Origin of the sequence: Micromonospora sp. TSRI0369 (genome assembly GCF_001905625.1) — a bacterium.
GTDB lineage: Bacteria > Actinomycetota > Actinomycetes > Mycobacteriales > Micromonosporaceae > Micromonospora > Micromonospora echinospora_A.
On the sequence record NZ_LIVU01000001.1, the window covers coordinates 942978 to 962493 of the forward strand.

The 19516-nt window shown below is 71.1% G+C and carries 21 protein-coding genes, 1 tRNA gene and 1 riboswitch; of the genes, 10 read left to right on the forward strand and 12 right to left on the reverse strand.

The annotated features are described in order from the left end of the window. The first annotated feature begins 29 nt into the window (after positions 1-29). Complete coding sequence (locus AMK25_RS04640; protein ID WP_073826885.1) at positions 30-896, forward strand: aldo/keto reductase family oxidoreductase; 867 nt, start codon at positions 30-32, stop codon at positions 894-896. Positions 897-903: 7 nt separating this feature from the next. Here AMK25_RS04640 and AMK25_RS04645 read toward each other — a convergent pair whose 3' ends face one another. From AMK25_RS04645 to AMK25_RS04660, 4 genes are all read right to left on the reverse strand, one after another. Next, a complete protein-coding gene (locus AMK25_RS04645) occupies positions 904-1173 on the reverse strand; it encodes a DUF6458 family protein (protein ID WP_013283345.1) in 270 nt (89 codons plus the stop codon). 186 nt (positions 1174-1359) lie between these two features. Then, entirely contained in the window at positions 1360-3216 is a 1857-nt protein-coding gene (locus AMK25_RS04650) for an acyl-CoA dehydrogenase (protein ID WP_073826886.1), read from the reverse strand. A gap of 116 nt (positions 3217-3332) precedes the next feature. Beyond that, on the reverse strand, positions 3333-4460 hold the full coding sequence (locus AMK25_RS04655; protein ID WP_073826887.1) for a PP2C family protein-serine/threonine phosphatase: 1128 nt from the start codon (positions 4458-4460) through the stop codon (positions 3333-3335). A gap of 68 nt (positions 4461-4528) precedes the next feature. Then, positions 4529-5161 carry a septal ring lytic transglycosylase RlpA family protein gene (locus tag AMK25_RS04660; RefSeq protein WP_083664608.1) on the reverse strand — a complete coding sequence of 211 codons (633 nt, stop codon included), beginning with the start codon at positions 5159-5161 and terminating at the stop codon, positions 4529-4531. A gap of 160 nt (positions 5162-5321) precedes the next feature. Between AMK25_RS04660 and AMK25_RS04665 the strand changes: the two genes are divergently transcribed. Both AMK25_RS04665 and AMK25_RS04670 read left to right on the forward strand, forming a co-directional pair. After that, positions 5322-5870 (forward strand): phosphoribosyltransferase family protein, encoded by a 549-nt coding sequence (locus AMK25_RS04665; RefSeq protein ID WP_198937431.1) that lies wholly within the window; start codon positions 5322-5324, stop codon positions 5868-5870. A 28-nt stretch (positions 5871-5898) separates the two neighbouring features. Next, entirely contained in the window at positions 5899-6312 is a 414-nt protein-coding gene (locus AMK25_RS04670) for an ASCH domain-containing protein (protein ID WP_073826890.1), read from the forward strand. Here the strand turns inward: AMK25_RS04670 and AMK25_RS04675 are convergent. The 3 genes from AMK25_RS04675 to AMK25_RS04685 all read right to left on the reverse strand — a co-directional run bounded on the left by AMK25_RS04675 (position 6309) and on the right by AMK25_RS04685 (position 9269). Then, complete coding sequence (locus AMK25_RS04675) at positions 6309-7190, reverse strand: LLM class flavin-dependent oxidoreductase (protein ID WP_073827085.1); 882 nt, start codon at positions 7188-7190, stop codon at positions 6309-6311. The genes AMK25_RS04670 and AMK25_RS04675 overlap by 4 nt on opposite strands. Before the next feature lie 50 nt (positions 7191-7240). Further along, entirely contained in the window at positions 7241-8293 is a 1053-nt protein-coding gene (locus AMK25_RS04680) for a MerR family transcriptional regulator (protein WP_073826891.1), read from the reverse strand. A gap of 76 nt (positions 8294-8369) precedes the next feature. Then, positions 8370-9269, reverse strand: a complete 900-nt coding sequence (locus AMK25_RS04685) for a LysR family transcriptional regulator (protein ID WP_073826892.1) — start codon at positions 9267-9269, stop codon at positions 8370-8372. Positions 9270-9355: 86 nt separating this feature from the next. Here AMK25_RS04685 and AMK25_RS04690 point away from each other — a divergent pair, with 86 nt between their 5' ends. Both AMK25_RS04690 and AMK25_RS04695 read left to right on the forward strand, forming a co-directional pair. Continuing rightward, positions 9356-9751 carry a VOC family protein gene (locus AMK25_RS04690; RefSeq protein ID WP_073826893.1) on the forward strand — a complete coding sequence of 132 codons (396 nt, stop codon included), beginning with the start codon at positions 9356-9358 and terminating at the stop codon, positions 9749-9751. Positions 9752-9760: 9 nt separating this feature from the next. Beyond that, entirely contained in the window at positions 9761-10267 is a 507-nt protein-coding gene (locus tag AMK25_RS04695) for a GNAT family N-acetyltransferase (protein WP_073826894.1), read from the forward strand. On the opposite strand, the gene AMK25_RS04700 is transcribed toward AMK25_RS04695, so the two are convergent. After that, positions 10246-10857 carry a dihydrofolate reductase family protein gene (locus AMK25_RS04700; RefSeq protein WP_073826895.1) on the reverse strand — a complete coding sequence of 204 codons (612 nt, stop codon included), beginning with the start codon at positions 10855-10857 and terminating at the stop codon, positions 10246-10248. The two genes, AMK25_RS04695 and AMK25_RS04700, sit on opposite strands and share 22 nt — an antisense overlap. A gap of 97 nt (positions 10858-10954) precedes the next feature. Here AMK25_RS04700 and AMK25_RS04705 point away from each other — a divergent pair, with 97 nt between their 5' ends. Then, entirely contained in the window at positions 10955-11353 is a 399-nt protein-coding gene (locus tag AMK25_RS04705; RefSeq protein ID WP_073826896.1) for a hypothetical protein, read from the forward strand. Positions 11354-11538: 185 nt separating this feature from the next. Here the strand turns inward: AMK25_RS04705 and AMK25_RS31765 are convergent, their stop codons facing one another. Continuing rightward, positions 11539-12282 (reverse strand): hypothetical protein, encoded by a 744-nt coding sequence (locus AMK25_RS31765; RefSeq protein ID WP_143194670.1) that lies wholly within the window; start codon positions 12280-12282, stop codon positions 11539-11541. Positions 12283-12581: 299 nt separating this feature from the next. Here AMK25_RS31765 and AMK25_RS04710 point away from each other — a divergent pair, with 299 nt between their 5' ends. Beyond that, complete coding sequence (locus AMK25_RS04710; protein ID WP_073826897.1) at positions 12582-13301, forward strand: hypothetical protein; 720 nt, start codon at positions 12582-12584, stop codon at positions 13299-13301. 79 nt (positions 13302-13380) lie between these two features. Here the strand turns inward: AMK25_RS04710 and AMK25_RS04715 are convergent. After that, positions 13381-13454 (reverse strand) — tRNA-Gly (locus AMK25_RS04715). A gap of 268 nt (positions 13455-13722) precedes the next feature. Between AMK25_RS04715 and AMK25_RS04720 the strand changes: the two genes are divergently transcribed. Next, a complete protein-coding gene (locus AMK25_RS04720; RefSeq protein WP_073826898.1) occupies positions 13723-14715 on the forward strand; it encodes a zinc metalloprotease in 993 nt (330 codons plus the stop codon). A gap of 71 nt (positions 14716-14786) precedes the next feature. Here the strand turns inward: AMK25_RS04720 and AMK25_RS04725 are convergent, their stop codons facing one another. After that, the gene (locus tag AMK25_RS04725; RefSeq protein ID WP_073826899.1) at positions 14787-15332 is read right to left on the reverse strand and encodes a pyridoxamine 5'-phosphate oxidase family protein; all 546 of its coding nucleotides are present in this window, start codon (positions 15330-15332) and stop codon (positions 14787-14789) included. 78 nt (positions 15333-15410) lie between these two features. Between AMK25_RS04725 and dcd the strand changes: the two genes are divergently transcribed. Continuing rightward, positions 15411-15989, forward strand: coding sequence for a dCTP deaminase (dcd, locus tag AMK25_RS04730; RefSeq protein ID WP_073826900.1), 579 nt, complete (start codon positions 15411-15413; stop codon positions 15987-15989). 64 nt (positions 15990-16053) lie between these two features. Here dcd and AMK25_RS04735 read toward each other — a convergent pair whose 3' ends face one another. Further along, a complete protein-coding gene (locus AMK25_RS04735; RefSeq protein ID WP_073826901.1) occupies positions 16054-17085 on the reverse strand; it encodes a C40 family peptidase in 1032 nt (343 codons plus the stop codon). 13 nt (positions 17086-17098) lie between these two features. Then, positions 17099-17236, reverse strand: a riboswitch (cyclic di-AMP (ydaO/yuaA leader). Between the two features lie 238 nt (positions 17237-17474). Here AMK25_RS04735 and AMK25_RS04740 point away from each other — a divergent pair. Further along, positions 17475-19508: an N-acetylmuramoyl-L-alanine amidase gene (locus tag AMK25_RS04740; protein ID WP_073826902.1), complete on the forward strand. Its 2034-nt coding sequence runs from the start codon at positions 17475-17477 to the stop codon at positions 19506-19508. The last annotated feature ends 8 nt before the right edge of the window (positions 19509-19516 follow it).

Below are 19516 nucleotides of genomic sequence, written 5' to 3' on the forward strand. Positions count from 1 at the left end.
GACGGACGACGAGAGCCAGAGGTACACGCATGGCCCCCACCACCCTTCCCGGCGGCACCTGGACGCTGGGAGACCTGACCGTCACCCGGTTCGGCTACGGCGCGATGCAACTCGCCGGCCCCTGGGTCATGGGACCGCCCGCCGACCACGACGGCGCCCTCGCGGTCCTGCGCGAGGCGGTCGCGCTCGGCATCACCCACATCGACACCAGCGCGGCCTACGGGCCACACGTCACCAACCGGCTGATCCGGGAGGCGCTGCACCCGTACCCGGAGTCGCTGCACGTCGTCACCAAGGTCGGCGCGGACCGGGACCAGCAGGGCGGCTGGCCCACGGCACGCGACCCGGAGAGCCTGCGCCGGCAGATCCGGGAGAACCTGGAGACGCTGGGAGTGGAGACGCTCGACCTGGTCAACCTCCGGCTCGGCGACGCGGAAGGACCGAAGCCCGGCTCGCTCGCCGAGGCGCTGGAAACGCTCGTCGCGCTCCAGCAGGAGGGCGTGATCCGCCACCTCGGCCTGAGCAACGTGACGCCGGAACAGGTCGCCGAGGCACAGACCGTCGCACCGATCGTCTGCGTGCAGAACCAGTACAACCTGGCGCACCGCGGCGACGACGACCTGATCGACGACCTGGCCCGTCAGGGCGTCGCGTACGTGCCGTTCTTCCCGCTCGGCGGGTTCACGCCGCTGCAGTCCTCGGCGCTGTCGGCAGTCGCCGAGCGCCTGGGGGCGACGCCGATGGGCGTCGCCCTGGCCTGGCTGCTGCGCCGCTCCCCGAACATCCTGCTGATCCCCGGCACGAAGTCCGTCGCGCACCTGCGTGAGAACGTCGCGGGCGCCGGGCTGTCCCTCTCCGGCGACGATCTCGCCGAGCTGGACCGGATCGGCCGCTGAGACGCGGTCAGGACGGCGGGGCCGTCGGCGGCGGCGGGTCGGGCGGCGGCGGCATCATCGCTGTCGGATGCGAGAGCCGGTTCTCCTCCACGATGAGCGTACGGGCCCGCTTGCGGCGATCCTGCCAGAACCACAGCGTGGTCAGCAGGACGCCCAGCCCGGCCAGGATGAAGACCCAGCCGACCGCGCGCAGGTCGATCCACCAGACGTTGGCCCGGATGGCGAAGGTCATGATCGCGCCGAGCGCGATGAGAAAGATGGCGCTACCAATGCCCATGTGCGCTGCACTCCCCCGTGCGATGGCCTTGGGCGTACTCCGGTCGTGGTCCGCGACGGTTACCCGCCACCGGGCCCGCCTATCCACCTCGGGCGCATTGACGACGACGGCCGGCGGGCTGGTGCCCGCCGGCCGTCGTCATGAGGGGGAGAGTGACGCTTCAGGGGAGAAAGACCCCGGAGGGGCTCAGAAGGCCTCCTCCGGGAGGTCCATGATCTCCAGGTCGGTGCCCTCGATGATCCGCCGGTCGGCGCCGATGCGGGGCAGCACCTCGCGGGCGAAGAACCGGGCGGCGGCGACCTTGCCGGTGTAGAAGGACTTGTCGGCCGCGGAGACCTCGCCGGCCAGCGCCTTGAGCGCCACGTCCGCCTGCTTCTGCAGCAGCCAGCCGACCACCAGGTCACCGATCGCCAGCAGGAACCGGCGGCTGCTCAGGCCCACCTTGTAGAGCGCGCGGGTGTCGCCACCCTGGGCCTCGCCCAGCCAGCCGGTCATCACGCCAAGGATGTTCTGGATCTCGGCGAGCGCCTTGCCGAGCGCCTGCCGCTCCTCCTTGAGCTGACCGTTGCCGGCCTCGGAGGCGATGTGCTCCTGGATCTCGGCGGCGACCGCCATCAGGGCCTTGCCGTTGTCCCGGACGATCTTCCGGAAGATCAGGTCGAGGCTCTGGATGGCAGTGGTGCCCTCGTACAGGGTGTCGATCTTGGCGTCCCGGACGTACTGCTCCAGCGGGTAGTCCTGGAGGAAGCCGGAGCCGCCGAAGGTCTGCAGCGCCTCGTGCCCGAGCAGCTCGTACGCCCGCTCCGAACCGACGCCCTTGACCAGCGGCAGAAGCAGGTCGTTGACGCGCTTGGCCAACTTGGTGGCCTTCTCGTCACCGGCCGCCTCGGCGATCGTGACCTTGTCCTGCCAGGTCGCGGTGTAGCAGACGAGCGCGCGCAGGCCCTCGGCGTACGACTTCTGCAGCAGCAGCGAGCGGCGCACGTCCGGGTGGTTGGTGATGGTCACCCGCGGCGCGGTCTTGTCGGCCATCTGGGTGAGGTCGGCGCCCTGCACCCGGTTCTTGGCGTACTCCAGCGCGTTCAGGTAGCCGGTGGAGAGCGTGGCGATCGCCTTGGTGCCGACAAGCATCCGGGCGTACTCGATGATCATGAACATCTGGCGGATGCCGTCGTGCTTCTCACCCAGCAGCCAGCCCTTGGCCGGTACGCCGTGCTCGCCGAAGGTCACCTCGCAGGTGTTCGAGACCTTCAGGCCCATCTTGTGCTCGACGTTGGTGGCGTAGACGCCGTTGCGCTCGCCCAGCTCGCCGGTCTCGGCGTCGAAGTGGTACTTCGGCACGACGAACAGCGACAGGCCCTTGGTGCCCGGGCCGCCCACGCCCTCGACGCCGACCGGACGGGCCAGCACGTAGTGGACGATGTTGTCGCTCAGGTCGTGCTCACCGGAGGTGATGAAGCGCTTCACGCCCTCGATGTGCCACGAGCCGTCCGGCTGCTGGATCGCCCGGGTGCGGCCGGCGCCCACGTCCGAGCCGGCGTCCGGCTCGGTGAGGACCATGGTCGAGCCCCACTGCTTGTCGATGAACAGCCGGGCCCACTTCTTCTGCTCCTCGGTGCCCTCGACGTGCAGCACGTGCGCGAAGGACGGACCGGAGGCGTACATCCAGATCGGGGCGTTGGCGCCGAGCACCAGCTCGGCGAGCGACCACCAGAGGGCGCGCGGGGCGTTGGTGCCGCCCAGGACCTCCGGCAGGTCGAGGCGCCAGAACTCGGAGTCCATGAACGCCTTGTACGACTTCTTGAACGACTCCGGCAGCGGCGCGGTGAACGTCGCCGGGTCGAAGACCGGCGGGTTGCGGTCGCTGTCCGTGTAGCTGGCAGCCAGGTCCTCGCGGGCGAGACGGTCGACCTCGCCGAGGAAGCTGCGGGCGGTGTCGACGTCCAGGTCCGTGAACGGCGCCTGGCCGAGCGTCCGGTCCGCCCCGAAGACCTCGAACAGGTTGAACTCGAGGTCCCGCACGTTGCTCTTGTAGTGGGTCATGCTCGCTGGCCCCGCTTCCGGACAGGTGTTACCGATCAGTAACTCCAGACTGTATTACTCACCGGTAGGCAACGACAAGCGGATCTCGGAAGTGACAGCGATTACACACTTCCCGTTCATCCGTCGGCGGCGCCGACCTCCCAGCTCGGCACCGGCGTCGCGGTGGCGCTGTACGGGCCGGCGTACTCCATCAGGACCAGCGCGATGTCGTCGTCGAGCCGGCCGTGCACCCACTCGACGAGGGCGGTCTCCAGCGAGGCCAGCCCGTCGGCGACGGTGCCGTGGCCGAGCAGCCGCCAGGCCCGGTCGGCGGTGGGGAAGAACTCGCCGTCCCGCCGCGCCTCGCCCAGCCCGTCGGTGAACAGCAGCAGCCGGTCGCCCGGCTCCAGCCGCTCCACCCGCGGCCGGACCACGGGCATGAACCCGAGCGGCGGCGCGGGCGCGGGCGGCTCCAGCGGGATCACCTTGCCCCGGCGCAGCAGCAACGGCGGCGGGTGCCCGCAGTTGACGATGGTGAGCGTGCCGCCGCGCTCCTCGACCAGCGCCGCGGTGACGAAGTCCTCGTCGCCGACGTTGCGGGCCACCGCCCGGTCCAGGTCGGTCACCACCGCGCGCAGGTCGGCCCGCTCGTACGCCACGTGGCGGTAGGAGCCGAGCACGATGCTGGCCAGGCGGACCGCGTCCAGCCCCTTCCCCCGGACGTCACCGATGATCATGCGGACGCCGTACGGGGTGTCCATCGCCTCGTACAGGTCGCCGCCGATCTCGGCGGTCGCGGTGGAGGAGATGTACCGGGCGGCCACCGCGAGCGTGCCGACCTGCGGACCGAGCGGGCGCAGCACCGCCTGCTGGGCGACCGAGGCGAGCCGGGACAGCTCCGCGATCCGGTCCACCTGCCGCTGGCGTACCGCAGCCGTGGCCGCCGCGACCGCTGTCGCCACCGCGATGGCCGTCACGTTGACGGCGGTCACCAGCGGGGTGCCCCGCTCGGCCAGGGCGAAGGCGACGCCGACGGCGGTGGCCAGTCCACCCACGGCGAGCACCACCCGCCAGGACGCCAGCGCCGCCGCGAGGAACGGCGCGACGACCATCATCGCGAGGTAGTGCGCCGGGCGACCGTCGGCAAGCTCCGCCGCGGCGACGATCGCGAGCAGCCCGAGGGCCGCGCCGAGGCCGGCGCGGGATCCGGGGCTCAGCGGGCCGCGGCCCGGCTGGAAGGGTTGCGTGCGTACATCGGACAGCATGCCTGATGGACGTGAACGGGAGAATGAACCTGGCCCGTCGGCCGTGGAAGTTCTGGCCGAGTGGACGGTCAGCCGAGGACCTCGTACCGGACCTGGATGTGGCCGAGACCGGTGGCGGCGATGGACGCGAACGCGGCTCGGGACAGGTCCAGGCAGCGGCCCTCGATGAACGGGCCCCGGTCGTTGATCCGCACCACCACCGACTTGCCGTTGTCCGGGTTGGTGACCCGGACCTTGGTGTTGAACGGCAGCGTCTTGTGCGCGGCGGTCAGCGCGTTCGGGTTGAACGACTCGCCGTTCGCGGTCATCTGGCCCTCGGCGTAGAAGGACGCGCCGCACGAGCCGCTGTCCACGACCTTCGGGCTGCTCGTCTTCTTCGCCGTCGGCTTCGGAGAGGCGGTCCGGGCCTTGCTCCGGGAGGCCGCCTGGGTGCGGCTCGACTTCGGGCTCGCGGTGGCCTTGGGCGACGGGCTGACGCTCGCGGTCGGCGAGGGCGACGCGCTCGGCGAGGGGGCGGCCGAGGTGGGGGCGGGCGTGCTGGGCACGGCCTCGACCGCGACCTGCCCGGCGGGCGGCTCGGCGGAGGTGAGCCGCACGGCGCCGACGGTACCGCCGACCGCGAGCGCCACGCCGACCGCCGCGGTCGCGGCGATGGCGGCGGGCGAGGAGAACTTGCGGGTACGAAGGTGCCTAGCAGCCACCGGCCCGGTCCTTTCGTCAACTGAACAAACCGGCCCGGACCGTAACGAGAGAAGCACTTCCGAAGTCAACGTGATCATGGTGCTATGCCCGCATTTACCCCGGTACGTGTAGCCGATCACGCCACAGTCGATCGGCCGAACGGCCCACCGATCCGCGAGGATGGAAACCGTGCTGAACCGTCGCCTGGTCGAGCTGTTCCGGTGGATCGACCCCGGGCCGGGCAGCACCCACCTGGTCAGCGACATCTCCGGCTGGTGGCGTGACCCCGAGGTGCTCGCGCAGGTCGGCCCCGCGCTCGCCGGGCTCTTTCCGGACGCCCGCCCGACCGTCGTCGTCGCGCCCGAGGTGACCGGGCTGCTGCTCGGCCCGCTCGTCGCGGTCGCCGCCGGCGCCGGTTTCCTGCCCGCGTACAAGGACGGTGGCGAGCGACGCCGGGCCGGGCCGACGCGCTGGGCCGACACACCCCCCGACTACCGGGGACGGCGGCTGCGGGTCGGCGTGGACGGCCGGCGACTCGGCCCCGGCGACCGGGTGCTGCTGGTGGACGACTGGGTCGACACCGGCGCGCAACTGGACGCGCTGTGCCGGGTCGTCCGGGACGCCGGAGCCGACCTGGCCGGCGCCGCCGCGCTCGTCGCGACCTGCCCGCCCGAGGTACGCGAGCGGCTGAGGCTGCGCGCCCTGCTCACCGGTGACGAACTGCCGTGAGGCGGGACGGTGCCGTAGCGTCGGCAGCATGTGGCCCCGCATCGGTGGACTGCGCGCGCTCGCCCTCGGCACGCCCGGTGAGCTGCGCACCCGACTCAACACCCTCGTGCTCTCCGGCGTGAAGACCGCCACCGCCGGGCTGGTCCAGGAGTACGACGACGAGAACGAGGAACTGGAGTACGTCGGCGAGCGACTGGTCCTGGTCGACGACAACGACGCGTTCGTCGGCGTCGTGGAGGTCACCGGCGTCGAGGTGGTGCGCTTCGCCGACGTGCCGTGGGACTTCGCCCGCGCCGAGGGCGAGGGCGACCGGTCGATCGAGGAGTGGCGCGAGGGCCACGGCGCCTACTGGGCCCGGCAGGGCACCCCGGTCACCGACGACACCCGGATCGTCTGCCTCCGGTTCCGGCTGGTCTCCACCGAGGGCAGCGTCGGCACCTAGCCGGCCCGGCGCAGCTCCGGCAGCAGCGCCGCCGCCTCCACCAGCACCGCCTCGTCACCGGCGTACCAGCTGCTGGCCCGGGGCCAGTGCGTCACCACGTCGGTGAAGCCCAGGCGGGCCGCCCGCGCCACCTGCTCGGCGAGGAAGTCGGCGCTGGTGAGCGAGAACACCGGAGCGGAGTCGAGGGAGAGGTAGCGGTCGAGCGTCGCCGGGTCACGGCCGGCCTGCTCCAGCGTCCGCGTCATCCGGTCGGACAGCTCCGCCACCGTGCCCCACCACGCCTCGATGTCGTCGCCGCCGAGCCCGGTGGTGACCCAGCCCTGCCCGAACCGGGCGACCAGCCGCATCGAGCGGGGACCGTTCGCGGCCACCACGAACGGCACCCGGGGCTGCTGGACGCACCCCGGGTTGTTGCGGGCGTCCACGGCGGTGAACCACTCCCCGCGCCAGGTCGTGCCGTCCTCCCGCAGGATCGTGTCGAGCAGCTCGGTGAACTCGGCGAACCGGTCGACGCGCTGCCGGGGCGGCAGCGTCTCGCCGCCGAGCACCGCCGAGTCGAAGCCGATGCCGCCCGCGCCCAGGCCGAGCAGCACCCGACCGTCGGAGACGTCGTCGAGCGCGGTGACCTGCCGGGCGAACGCCGCCGGATGCCGGAAGTTCGGCGACGCGACGAGCGTCCCGAGCTTGACCCGGGACGTCACGCCCGCCGCCGCGGTCAGCGTCGTCCACGAGTCGAACCACGGGCCGTCGACCAGGTCACGCCAGCCCAGGTGGTCGTAGGTCCAGGCGTGGTCGAAGCCCCACTCGTCCACCTGCGCCCACCGCCGACGCGCTTCCGACCAGCGCTGGTCGGGCAGGATCACGATGCCGATTCGCATGATCGCCAGGGTACGACCCGGGTCGGACACGCCGACCCGGGTCGCGGGGATCACGCCGCCAGGTCGGCGACCACGCAGGCGATGTTGTCCGGCGCGCCGGCCGCGTACGCCAGCCCGACCAGGCGCTCGACGGCGGTCTCCGGATCGTCCGCCTCCGCCAGCGCGGCGTGCAGCGCGCCCGGGTCCACCACTGCGGAGAGGCCGTCGGAACAGAGCAGATAGCGGTCGCCCGGTAGTGCGGTACGCAGCGCCAGATCCGCCTCCACCTCGACGCCCGCGCCGAGCGCCCGGGCCAGCAGTGCCCGCTGCGGGTGCGTCCCGGCCTCGGCCGGGGTGAGCCGGCCCTGGTCCACGAGCGTCTGCACGTACGTGTGGTCCTGGGTGAGCCGGGACAGCTCGCCGCCGCGCAGCAGGTACGCCCGGCTGTCCCCGACGTGCACCAGCGCGAGCCGGGTGCCGCGCCGCACGATCGCGGTGAGCGTGGTGGCGGGCTGATCGGCGTCGGTGGCGTGCGCGCGTACCGCCCGGTCGGCCCGGGTGACCGCGTCGGCGAGCGCGGCGAGCAGGTCGGCCTGCGACTCGTCCGTCTGCTCCAACGGCCGCAGCGCGTCCACCGCCGCCGCGCTGGCAGTGGACCCGGCGGGACCGCGTACGCCGTCGGCGACCGCGAGCAGCGCCGCGCTCGCGTACGCGGTGTCCTCGTTGGAGTCGCGGACCGCGCCGGTCTCGCAGCGCGTCGCGTACCGGAAGGTGGTCTCGGACATGGTGGTGCCCCTCTCGCTGAGCCTGTCGACGAGGAGCGCGACGGCCCGGCCGCGCGCCGCGGTGTCCGCGCTGACCCGCCGCCACCAGGCGTCGAGCGCCTCGGCGGCGGCAGCGGGCGGCAGGCCGCAGACGGTACGGATCTCGGCCAGCGGCATCCCGGCCCGGCGCAGCCCGGCGATCAGCCGTGCCCGGTCCCGCTGCTCCGGCGCGTAGTAGCGGTAGCCCGAGTGCGGGTCCACCGCGGCCGGGGGCAGCAGCCCGCAGTCGTCGTAGATGCGCAGCGCCTTGGCGCTCAGGCCGGTCGCGCGGGCGAACGCCCCGATGGTCAGCAGTCGCACGTGTCCTCCCTCGCGCTCCTCGTGCCGGTCACCGCGACCGGCACTGATCACGCTGGGCCTTGCCGCAGGGGACGGGTCAAGCCGCGTCGGGCGGGAGCGGGTTGGCGTCGGCCGCCGCGCGGACGAACTCGCGTACCCGGGAAGTGGTGTTCCCGGCCGTCCACACCGGACCGCGACTGATCGGCGGCGCGTCGTGGATCGGCACGTAGGCCACGTCCGGACGGGCGTAGAACTGCCGGGCCTGCTCGCCCACCGGCAGCACGCCGCGCCCCAGCGCGACGAGCGCCAGCATCTCGGAGAAGCTGCCGCCGACCGGGCCCTTCGGCACCGGGCGGCCGGACGGGGTGCGGTCCGGCGTGCGGTCCTGCTTGAACGCGGCCGAGGTCACCGCCGGGTACTGCACGACCGGATGGTCGCCGAGCACCTCCAGCGACACCGACTCCTCGGCCGCCAGCGGATGATCAGCGGCCACCGCGAGCACCCGGCGCTCGCGCATCAGCACCGGGCCGTTCGCCATGCCGTCGAAGGGATACGAGGCGATCAGCACGTCGATCGTGCCGTCCAGCAGGCTCGACCGGGTGCTGGCCAGCGGCGCCTCGTGCACGTGCACCTCGCAGTCCGGGTGGCGCTCGGTGAACAGGGCCACCGCGCGCAGCAGCACCGGCGCTGTCGACTCGCCGACGTACGCCACCCGCAGCCCGCCGGTGAGCCCGCGACCGGCGTCCACGGCCCGCTGCACCGCCGCCTCGATGCCTGCCACCAGCGGGCGCATCTCCTCGGCCAGGCGGGCGCCGATCGGGGTGAGCCGGACGACCCGGCTGGTGCGCTCGAACAGCGGCGCGCCGATGCGGCGTTCCAGCTTGCGCACCACGTGACTGACCCGTCCGGTGCTCACCCGCAGCCGCTCGGCGGTCCGCCCGAAGTGCAGTTCCCCGGCCAGCGTCAGGAACGTCTCGATCTCGTACCGCTCCAGCACAAGGCACCTCCGTCGTTGCCCGTGAGTCAACGATCGTAGTGCGATCGGGGGTTGGTCCCGCCGCCGCGCCGGACCAGGGTTGACGCATGCGGAACGACCTCGTGACGGTGACCGGATTCGACCATCTCGTGCTCTCGGTGAGCGACGTCGAGCGCTCCCTCGACTTCTACTGCGGCACGCTCGGGCTGGTCCCGGTGCGGGTCGACAGGTGGCGGGCCGGCGAGGCGCCCTTCCCGTCCGTACGGGTCGACGCCGGCACCATCATCGACCTGGTCGAGGGCGACCCGACCGGGTCCAACGTGGACCACTTCTGCCTGGTGGTCGAGCCGGTCGACTGGCAGCGGGTGATCGACTCCGGGGTTTTCACGGTGCTGACCGGCCCGGTGCCGCGCTTCGGCGCGCGCGGCACCGGCACCTCGATCTACGTCCGCGACCCGGACGGCAACACAATCGAACTGCGTTCCTACCCGGCCGACGCCTAACCTGGCCCGATGCCGGAGCTGGAACGACTCGCCGCTCACCACGCACCCGCCGTCCTGCGGTTCGAGCGGGAGAACCGGGCGTACTTCGCCCGGTACGTACCCGACCGGGGCGACGACTTCTTCACCCGGTACGCCGCCCGGCACGCGGCCCTGCTGGACGAGCAGGACCGCGGAACCTGCCACTTCCACGTGCTGGTCGGCGACCACGGCGCCGTGCTCGGACGGTTCAACCTGGTCGACGTGGCAGACGGCAGCGCCGAGCTGGGCTACCGCGTGGCCGAGCGCGCCGCCGGGCGCGGGCTCGCCCGGGACGGCGTACGGCGCGTCTGCGCACTGGCCAGCACCGAGTACGGGCTGCGCCGGCTGGTCGCCTCGGCGGCACTGGCGAATCCGGCCTCCCTGTCGGTGCTCCGGCGTGCCGGATTCGTACCCGACGGTCCGGTGGAGCTGGACGGGGAGCCCGGCCTGCGGCACGTGCTCGACCTCGACATGCCCTACGCGGCCGCGTCCCCGTAGGCGGGCGCGCCGGCCGGCTCGTACGTCAGCTGCAGCGTGCCGTGGGCGTGGGTGACCGACTCGGTGAGCCGCAGCGCGCTCGGCACCGTCCCGTCGCCGAACAGGCGCTTGCCGGTGCCGAGCAGCACCGGGTACACCCACAGGTTGAGCCGGTCCACGAGGCCGGCGCGCAGCAGCGACTGCACCAGGTCGAGGCTGCCGATCACGTGCACCTCGTCGTGGCGGGCCTTCATCTCGGTCACCCGCTCGGCCAGGTCGCCGCTCACCAGCGTCGAGTTCGCCCAGGCCAGCGGCTCGGTGAGGGTACGGCTGGCCACGTACTTGGGCACGCCGTTGAGCAGCCCGGTGAAGGGGATGTCCGCGGGCGCCTTGGGCCAGTAGCCGGCGAAGATGTCGTACGTCTTGCGGCCCAGCAGCAGCGCATCCATGCTGCTCGCCCGCTGGAACATCACCGCGCCGGACTTCTCGTCCAGCAGCGGCATCTGCCAGCCGCCGTGGCTGAAGCCGCCGTCACGGTCCTCGTCGGGCTCGCCGGGAGCCTGCGCCACGCCGTCGAGGGTCAGGAACTCGGTCACGATCAACGTACCCATGGGTCTGCTCCTCCGGTTTTCGCCTCTTCCCCCGACAGACCCGGCTGCGGCCAGCGACTCATCGCTCCGCCCGCCCGCTCGATGGGATGATTCCGGGATGCCGTCTCCCGTGCCCCGGACCGTCAAGGCGGTCGACACCGCCACGCTCATCCAACTCGACACCCAGGCGATCGAGTACGGGTTCAGCCGCAATCACGGTCAGGGCTGGCTGGCGGAGCATGCCGCCCCGCACGCCCTGCACTACCTACGCCCGTTCCTGGTGCACAGGGCGGGCCGGCGGCCGGAGTTCGATCCGCACTGGCGGTGCATGCTGCTGCTGACAGTGCGCGACGGCCAGGAGGTCTTCTCGTTGCTGGACGTCTGGCCCGCTTCGTTCGACCGGCTGCCCGAGACGCTGGACCGGGCCGCGAAGCAGGCGGTAGCCGACCGCCTCAACCACGGGAACCTGCCGACCCAGGCGCAGTGGGCTCATCGCTTCGGTACGAACTTGACCTGATGGCCGTCCGGATCGCGGACCCACGCGTAGTGAAGCCGCCCGTCAGGCGAGTCCTTCGGCGGCACGACGCTCGTCGCACCCGCCGCCATCGCCAGGCCGGGGCCCTGGAATCCGGGCAACCGATCCTGCGGCCCGGTCTCGGCAGTCTCTCGTGGCCTCGGCCGGCCCCTGCCGTCCTCGCCCCGTCAGAGGCGTTGTCGCTCCGACCGTTCAAGGAGGCGCATGATGTGTCGAATCAGGTAACGTCGCGCAGACAAAAACGGACCGACCTTGCTCACCGGTGCTACATGGTCGCCTTGACTGATGCGCATCATCGCCGCTTTTCTTCCGGAAATCATCCTATCGACCAGGTCGCCTGACAACACGACTGTGGGTTCATCCACCGAGGGTTCGTTCCACTCGCGAAGGTCGTCGACCGCTGCCATGATTTCCTTACGCTCCTCGGTAGACCTTGCCAGGTCCACGGCTCGGCGTAGTTCGGCTTGCGCTTCTTCCGCCCTTACTCGATATGCGCTGATCACTCGCAACGCACTTAGCCGCGCGCTCGGATGGGAGAGGTAGCTCACGTACAGCTTGAGGTTGCTTTCCATAAGCTCTCGACACAGCGACAAGAGGTCGACTGCTCGTCCATGCCAATAGATCAGTTCGGGGTGGGCTGCTTCCCCGTTCCCGAGGGTCCCGAGCAGCGCCAGCGCCTCTTCAGGATTTGCGATCTCACGCCGCTCCAGGCGTTGCGCGATTTCGCGAATTGCATATGGCGTTGCTTCACAGACGTTCTCGTTCCAAGCAAGGTCGTGCATCAGCGACCTGAACGCTTTCGAGCGAACCTGCTTGTCGGGGGATGAGAGGTCTGCGAGCGTCGACGGAATGTGATCGGATCGCCCGACGAAGCAGGCGACATCTGACCAGCGAACCTCTTCCGAAGTCATACAGGCATGATCCCGCACCCCGCCAAGACTCCGCGAGGCGGCGGCTTCGACCAAGGGACCTCTCGGTGTTCGGCGGGCGTGTGTTCCAGAGCTAGGTGGCTGCAAAGCGGGCGGCCGATCTGGCAGGGCGCGGCAGATCCGGGCCTGATCTTGGCGGGACAGATGGCAGGCAGGAAGGCGCCGCCGATGGTTCGGCTGGGCAGCGTTGCGTTCTGGGTCATCAGCCGATCGGATGACCAAAGGCGATGATCGGCTATTTCCATGTGCGACGGACACCCTGCGGCGCTTAGGAAGGAGGCATGACCAACGAGGTGACCGTTCCCCTGCTTCCGTGCGCATCCATTGACGACATCGAAACGTTCTACGGAGTTCTCGGTTTCCGGACCACGTACAAGCAACGCAAGCCCAACGCGTGTGTGGGGGTGCAGCGGGAAGACCTGAATCTGCAGTTCTTCGAGATCCCCGGGTTTGACCCGGAGCAGTCCTATGGCTCCTGTCTCGTACTCACCGCAGACATCGAGGGGCTGCACCGGGCATTCGCAGCCGGCATGCGCGCCGCGTACGGCAAGGTACTGGTGTCCGGAACGCCGCGGATGACCCGGCCCAGGGCGCGGAAGAACGCCGACGGGTTGGGCGGGTTCAGCGTCATCGACCCGGGCGGCAACTGGATCCGCGTCTTTCGACACGCCGCCACCGCGCCCATGCCGGCCACCACGCCTGCCGGGCGGCTGGCCAAGGCTCTAGCGAATGCTGTCGTGCAGGCCGATTCCAGGGGAAGCGTCGGACAGGCCGTTCGGATCCTCGACAGCGCCTTGGCCCGCCCGCAAGCCGACGACGACCCGGTCGAGCAGGTAGAGGTCCTGGTCTACCGCGCCGAACTCGCGATGGTGCTGCACGATCCGAAGACTGCGGCCGAGATGCTGGCCCGCGCCCAGTCCGTCACGCTCACGGAAGACGAATCCGAAAGGGCAGCACCCGCGTTCGACAACGCCGCCGACCTCGCAGCAGCACTGCGGTAGCGGGCACGGCCAGGGCAAGAAGCGGCAGCAACGACTGAGGCCCCAGCCAGGAAACCTGTCCTGAGCTGGGGCCTCACGCTGGAGCGGGTGACGGGAATCGAACCCGCACTGTCAGCTTGGGAAGCTGATGTTCTGCCATTGAACTACACCCGCAGGCGGCACCACTCTACCTGAAGGTCACCACCCCCGTGCACTCAGGTACGCATGCCACCTCGGCGAGGTGGCGGCATCGGCGGGCGGTTGATCCCGCCACCTCCCCGAGCTGGAGTGGATCAAGCACGCACCGAGGTCGCCGGGCACGAAGTTGCACGTCGGCAACATATGGGCGTTCTCAAATGCGTCGATGAGATGTAACGTCTGCCCCACGTTTCCGCACCGGCGTGACACACCCCCTGGCACGCCGTCAGAAAGAGGTGGGCCCATGGGACTCCGTCCCAACCTGCTGACCCGGCGTACCGCCGGTGTCGCGACGTCGACCCTCGCGCTGCTGCTCAGCACCGCCGCCGTCGGCGTCGTCCCCGCTGCTTCGGCCTTCTCGGCCGCCCCGGCCGGCGTCTGCGCCGAGCCTGCTGACGCCCACGCCGACGAGCACTCGAACGCCCGCGTCGCGAAGGGCGGCAACGCCAAGCTCGACCCCAACCACCTGACCGCCAAGCAGGTCCAGGACCGGGAAGCCGACCTCGCCGCGGCGCAGCGCGAGCGGGCCAACTTCCGGGCCGGCGCCGTCACCCCGCTGGCCACCGTGACGATCCCGGTCGTCGTGCACGTCATCCAGGAGAACAGCACCCGGGCCGGCGGCAACATCCCGGACTCGATGATCAACCAGCAGATCACCGTGCTGAACCAGTCGTACGCGGGCTCGACCGGCGGCGCGGCCACCGCCTTCGGGTTCCAGCTCACGAAGATCAACCGGGTGACGAACCCGTCGTGGTACCCGATCGTGCAGGGCTCCTCCGCCGAGCGGTCGATGAAGACCTCGCTGCGCGTGGGCGGCAAGAACACGCTGAACATCTACCTGGGCGAGCTCAGCGACAGCCTGCTCGGCTGGGCGACGTTCCCGAAGCGCACGCTGGACAAGATGGACGGCGTGGTGGTGCTCAGCGAGTCGCTGCCCGGCGGCACGTCGACCAACTACAACCAGGGCGACACCGGCACGCACGAGGTCGGTCACTGGCTGAACCTCTACCACACCTTCCAGGGCGGCTGCTCCGGCTCGGGCGACAGCGTCTCCGACACCCCGGCCGAGGCGTCCCCGGCGTACCAGTGCCCGACCGGCCGTGACACCTGCTCGACCGCCGGCAAGGACCCGATCACCAACTTCATGGACTACACGTACGACTCCTGCATGTACCAGTTCACCGCCGGCCAGGCGAGCCGCATGCTCACCGCGTGGAACGCCTACCGCGCAGCCTGACCTCTCGCACCACGTACCGGTGCCGGTCCTGTCCTCGGACGGGGCCGGCACCGCTCGTTTCGGGGCTGTGGTCAGGCGGCCGGGCGGCGGGTGTCGAAGCCGTGCCGGCCGCGCCGGCCCTCCGCGGCCACCGGCTCACGCCGGGCCGGTTCGGCACCGAGCGGGTCGAGCCACACCCGCACCTGCGGCGGGGCGGCGCCGGGCTGAGCCACCGGGTCGCGCCGGGTCAGCATCGCCGCCTCGACTGTGAACTCGAACAGCCGCCAGTCACCCTGCGGCGACGCCCGCGCGATCCGGGCCAGGTGGGCCACTGTGGCCGGGTCGGTCACCGGCCGCGCGCGCCCCGCGATGTACGCCTCGTCGTCGCTCTCCTCCGGCGGGAACGAGTGCAGCGCGTAGCGGCCGTCGCGTTCGAGGTCGCGGCGCTTCGGCGAGTCGATGACGAAGCACCAGAGGCCGTCGTCGGTGATCACCGGGGAAACCGGGTGGACGCGGGGGCCGCCGTCGGCGCGGACCGTGGCGAGGTAGCCGAAGCCCGGCCCGTACTGCTGCATCAGGAGGCGGATCTCGTCGGCGAGGCGGGGCTCGTCGGCGGCGAATTCGGACCAGGAAGCCATGCGGACATCCTATCGAACACGTGTACGAAGATGTAGTGCGACACGCAGGTCACCCATACCGGTCGCTATGGTGTTCCGATGCTGCTCTCCGACCGCGACCTGGTCTCCGAGATCAAGGCCGGCACGCTTGCGCTGGAGCCCTTCGAGCCCACGCTGGTGCAGCCGTCGAGCATCGACGTACGCCTGGACCGGCTGTTCCGGGTGTTCAACAACCATCTCTACACACACATCGATCCGTCGGTCCAGCAGGACGACCTGACCTCGATGGTGGAGGTGCCGGAGGGGCAGCCGTTCGTGCTGCACCCGGGCGAGTTCGTGCTCGCCTCCACGCTCGAGGTGATCTCGCTGGGCGACCAGCTCGCCGGCCGGCTGGAGGGCAAGTCGAGCCTGGGCCGGCTGGGTCTGCTGACCCACTCGACCGCCGGCTTCATCGACCCGGGCTTCTCCGGTCACGTCACGCTGGAGCTGTCGAACGTGGCGAACCTGCCGATCACGCTCTGGCCCGGCATGAAGATCGGCCAGCTCTGCATCTTCCGGCTCTCCTCGCCGGCCGAGCACCCGTACGGCTCGGCCGTCTACGGCTCGCGCTACCAGGGGCAGCGCGGCCCGACGCCGAGCCGGTCCTGGCAGAGCTGGCGCACCTGGCCGACGCGCTGACGCCGACCGCAGTTGTTAATAGGGGCCCCCTCCTCTACCGGAGGCGTTAAGAGGGGGCCCTTCCTTACACCCGGCCGTAGCTGTTGATGTCGCCGTCGTCGACCCGCTTCATCGTGATGGGCTTGCCGGACTGGGAGGCGTGCACCACCCACCCGTCCCCCACGTACATCGCCACGTGGTGCAGGTCGCTGTAGTAGAAAACGAGGTCACCGGCGCGCAGGTCGGCGCGGCTGATCCGTTTCGTCACGGCGTGCTGCTGGCGCGCGTTGTGCGGCAGCGAAACCCCGCCCTTGGCCCAGGCCGCCAGGGTGAGGCCCGAGCAGTCGAAGTGGTCCGGGCCGGCGGCGCCCCAGACGTAGATCTTGCCGATCTGGGCGCAGGCGAACTTCACCGCCGCTCCGGCCGGGCCGCCGGGGTAGCCGGCCGGGCAGGGTGCCGGGCGCAGCGGGCCGCCGCCACCCTTGCCGTACACCTTGAGCCGCAGCTTCTGCAGCTTGGCGATCTCGGCGTCGATCTGCTTCTTCTTCGCCGCGAGCTGGGCCTCGGTGCGCGCCAGCCCGGCGATCATCTCGTCCAGCGGCTTCTTCTTCGCCGCCAGCTCGTCGCGCAGCGCGGCGACGGAACGCACCTGCTCGTGCTGCCGGTGCGCGAAGCGGTCGAGTAGTTCCAGGCCGTTGACCAGGTCACCGGGCGAGCGGCTGCCGAGCAGCACGTTGACTGTGGAGAGGTTGTCGCCCTTGTAGGCGTCGGCGGCGAGGCCGCCGACCTGGCCGAGCGCGGCGTCCACCCGGGCCTGGAGGGGTGCGATCTGCCGGCCGAGCGCGTCGGCCTGCTTGCGCCGTGCGGCGAGCTGCTCGCGTACGGCGTTCACCTGTTCGATGACCGGTTCGAGCTTGTTCCAGTCGCGGTCGATCTGGGCCTCGATCTCGGCGACCGAGGGCTCGGCGTGTGCCGCAGTCGCGCCGCCGGTCAGAACGACGGCGGTGCCGACCAGCGCGGCGAGGGCTGTGGTGAAGCGGGACCAGCGGGAACGCGGCGCGACGCTGGACCGGTCGACCGACCGGTTCGACGACGGCCGCGGGGCATGGAGTGCCACCGGGCGTCCGTACTCCTTCTTCCGTACCGCCTACCGGGTTAGCTGACGGATTCGGGCGGGAAGGGAGCCGCCCTACCGCAGCAGCGCTGCGGATTCACCCCAGGTACCTGGTTCCCCGGCTCGCCCGGAGGCGACTCGGCGGTGTCGGACCGTCACCGACCGGGTTGGACGGTGAGACGTGCGGCCGACGATTCACCAGAGTAGGGACCACCGTTATCGATCCGCAACTTCCAGCGCCGTGACACTCCGTACGCGATGCGATGCCCCACCCCGCGCGGAGGTGAAATTTTCTTTCACCGCTGATTACTCACTGGAAAGGTATTGACCATCACGGGTGTGCGGAGTGAGGGTGGGAATGCAGTGACCCCCATCCCTGTCCAGGAGGTTCGATGCACCTCTCCGCCCTGCCGTCGGGCAGACGGATACTGCTCGCCGCCGCCGTGGCCACAGCCACCGCGCTGGCGACGACCGGCCCCGTGACCGCCGCGCCGGACACGTCCGCGCCCGCGAGCGACCGGCAACAACAATACGCCGCCGCCGCGGCAGAGTACGGCGTGCCCCAGAACGTGCTGCTCGGTGTCTCCTATCTGGAGTCCCGCTGGGACACGCACACCGGGCAGCCCAGCACCAGTGGCGGCTACGGCCCGATGCACCTGACCGATGCCGCGCACATCCTCGCCACACCGGGCAGCGCCCACGTCGACGAGGACGAGGACCCGCGCGGCGACGACTCCCGCCCGCTGAAACTCGACCCGGCCACGGCCGCCGCGCCGAAGCGGGAGACCCCGTTGCCGAGCGCCTCGCTCCAGACGCTCGACGCCGCCGCCACGCTCACCGGGCTCGACGCGGGCACGCTGCGCACCGACCCGGCCGCGAACATCCGCGGTGGCGCGGCGCTGCTGGCGTCGTACCAGAAGGCTCTGGGCGGGCCGGTCGGCGCCGGCACCGACCCGGCGGCCTGGTACGCCGCGGTGGCCCGCTACTCCGGCGCGGACACCGCCGACGCCGCGGCGGCCTTCGCCGACGAGGTCTACGACCAGCTCGGCCAGGGCGCCACCCGGACCACCGACGACGGCCAGCGGGTCACGCTCGCCGCCACCGCCGCGAAGCCGGACCGTTCCCGGCTGGCCCGGCTCGGCCTGCGCAACGCCGAGCGGCCGGACGGGCTGGAGTGCCCGGTCCGGCTGGCCTGCGAGTGGATTCCCGCGCCCTACGAGCAGCTCAGCGACGACCCGGGCGACTACGGCAACCACGACCTGGCCGACCGGCCGAAGCAGCAGAAGATCGAGTACATCGTCATCCACGACACCGAGGGCTACTTCGGCCCGAGCGTCGACCTGGTGAAGCGGGCCGACTACCTGGGCTGGCACTACACGCTGCGCTCGGTGGACGGCTACATCGCCCAGCACATCAAGACCAAGGACGTCGGCTGGCACGCCGGCAACTGGTACGTCAACGCCAAGTCCATCGGCCTGGAGCACGAAGGCTTCGCCGGCCAGGGCACCTGGTACACCGAGGCGATGTACCGCACCTCCGCCAAGCTGGTCCGCCATCTGGCGCTGAAGTTCGGCATCCCGATGGACCGGCAGCACATCATCGGCCACGACAACGTGCCCGGCATCACCGCCGCCAACGTGGGCGGCATGCACTGGGACCCGGGGCCCTACTGGGACTGGTCGCACTACTTCGACCTGATGAAGGCGCCGTTCCGCGGCACCGGCACGGCGAAGACCGGCCTGGTCACCATCGACCCGGACTTCGCCACCAACCGGCCCGCGTTCACCGGCTGCAACCAGCAGCCGCCCGGCGTCCCGACGCCCCGGCCGCCGGCCGAGCCGTGCCCGTCGCGCGGTTCTTCGGCGGTGGTCCTGCGGACCGCGCCGAGCCCGGACGCCCCGCTCGTCAACGACCTCGGGCTGCGCCCGGACGGCACGCCGGACACGATGTACATCTCCGACCACGGCGCCCGCGCCTCGGCCGGCCAGACGTACGCGCTCGCCGGCCGGCAGGGCGACTGGACGGCGATCTGGTACCTCGGCCAGAAGGCGTGGTTCCTCAACCCGGCCTCCGCGCCCACTGCCAAGTGGGCCACCGGCTTCGTGGTGACCCCGCGGCCCGGCAAGGCCACCATCCCGGTGTACGGCCGCGCCTACCCGGAGCAGGCCGCCTACCCGGACACCATCCCGTACCAGACCATCTCGCCGCTGCAGTACACGTTCGCCGCCGGCCAGCGGTACGCGGTGGGCGGGGTGCTGCCCGGCGAGTACTACCGGGCGGTCTCGTTCGACGGTTCCGCCCCGGGTGACCGGACCGTGGTACGCGGCGAGAACCGCTACGTGCAGGTCCAGTTCGGCCACCGGATCATGTTCGTGAACCTGGACGACGTGCTGATCCTGCCGTCCCCGGTCGGCGCGCCGCGCTGACCTCCACG

Bases quoted from the DNA above. Each gene is read 5' to 3' on its own strand.
- AMK25_RS04655 (WP_073826887.1), bottom strand. From the start codon at position 4,460: ATGCTGTCCGATGTACGCACGCAACCCTTCCAGCCGGGCCGCGGCCCG.
- AMK25_RS31765 (WP_143194670.1), bottom strand. From the start codon at position 12,282: ATGACTTCGGAAGAGGTTCGCTGGTCAGATGTCGCCTGCTTCGTCGGG.
- AMK25_RS04675 (WP_073827085.1), bottom strand. From the start codon at position 7,190: ATGCGAATCGGCATCGTGATCCTGCCCGACCAGCGCTGGTCGGAAGCG.
- AMK25_RS04725 (WP_073826899.1), bottom strand. From the start codon at position 15,332: ATGGCTTCCTGGTCCGAATTCGCCGCCGACGAGCCCCGCCTCGCCGAC.
- AMK25_RS04670 (WP_073826890.1), top strand. From the start codon at position 5,899: ATGTGGCCCCGCATCGGTGGACTGCGCGCGCTCGCCCTCGGCACGCCC.
- AMK25_RS04740 (WP_073826902.1), top strand. From the start codon at position 17,475: ATGCACCTCTCCGCCCTGCCGTCGGGCAGACGGATACTGCTCGCCGCC.
- AMK25_RS04720 (WP_073826898.1), top strand. From the start codon at position 13,723: ATGGGACTCCGTCCCAACCTGCTGACCCGGCGTACCGCCGGTGTCGCG.
- AMK25_RS04705 (WP_073826896.1), top strand. From the start codon at position 10,955: ATGCCGTCTCCCGTGCCCCGGACCGTCAAGGCGGTCGACACCGCCACG.
- AMK25_RS04640 (WP_073826885.1), top strand. From the start codon at position 30: ATGGCCCCCACCACCCTTCCCGGCGGCACCTGGACGCTGGGAGACCTG.
- AMK25_RS04690 (WP_073826893.1), top strand. From the start codon at position 9,356: ATGCGGAACGACCTCGTGACGGTGACCGGATTCGACCATCTCGTGCTC.
- AMK25_RS04700 (WP_073826895.1), bottom strand. From the start codon at position 10,857: ATGGGTACGTTGATCGTGACCGAGTTCCTGACCCTCGACGGCGTGGCG.
- AMK25_RS04645 (WP_013283345.1), bottom strand. From the start codon at position 1,173: ATGGGCATTGGTAGCGCCATCTTTCTCATCGCGCTCGGCGCGATCATG.
- dcd (WP_073826900.1), top strand. From the start codon at position 15,411: ATGCTGCTCTCCGACCGCGACCTGGTCTCCGAGATCAAGGCCGGCACG.
- AMK25_RS04710 (WP_073826897.1), top strand. From the start codon at position 12,582: ATGACCAACGAGGTGACCGTTCCCCTGCTTCCGTGCGCATCCATTGAC.
- AMK25_RS04695 (WP_073826894.1), top strand. From the start codon at position 9,761: ATGCCGGAGCTGGAACGACTCGCCGCTCACCACGCACCCGCCGTCCTG.
- AMK25_RS04650 (WP_073826886.1), bottom strand. From the start codon at position 3,216: ATGACCCACTACAAGAGCAACGTGCGGGACCTCGAGTTCAACCTGTTC.
- AMK25_RS04665 (WP_198937431.1), top strand. From the start codon at position 5,322: ATGGAAACCGTGCTGAACCGTCGCCTGGTCGAGCTGTTCCGGTGGATC.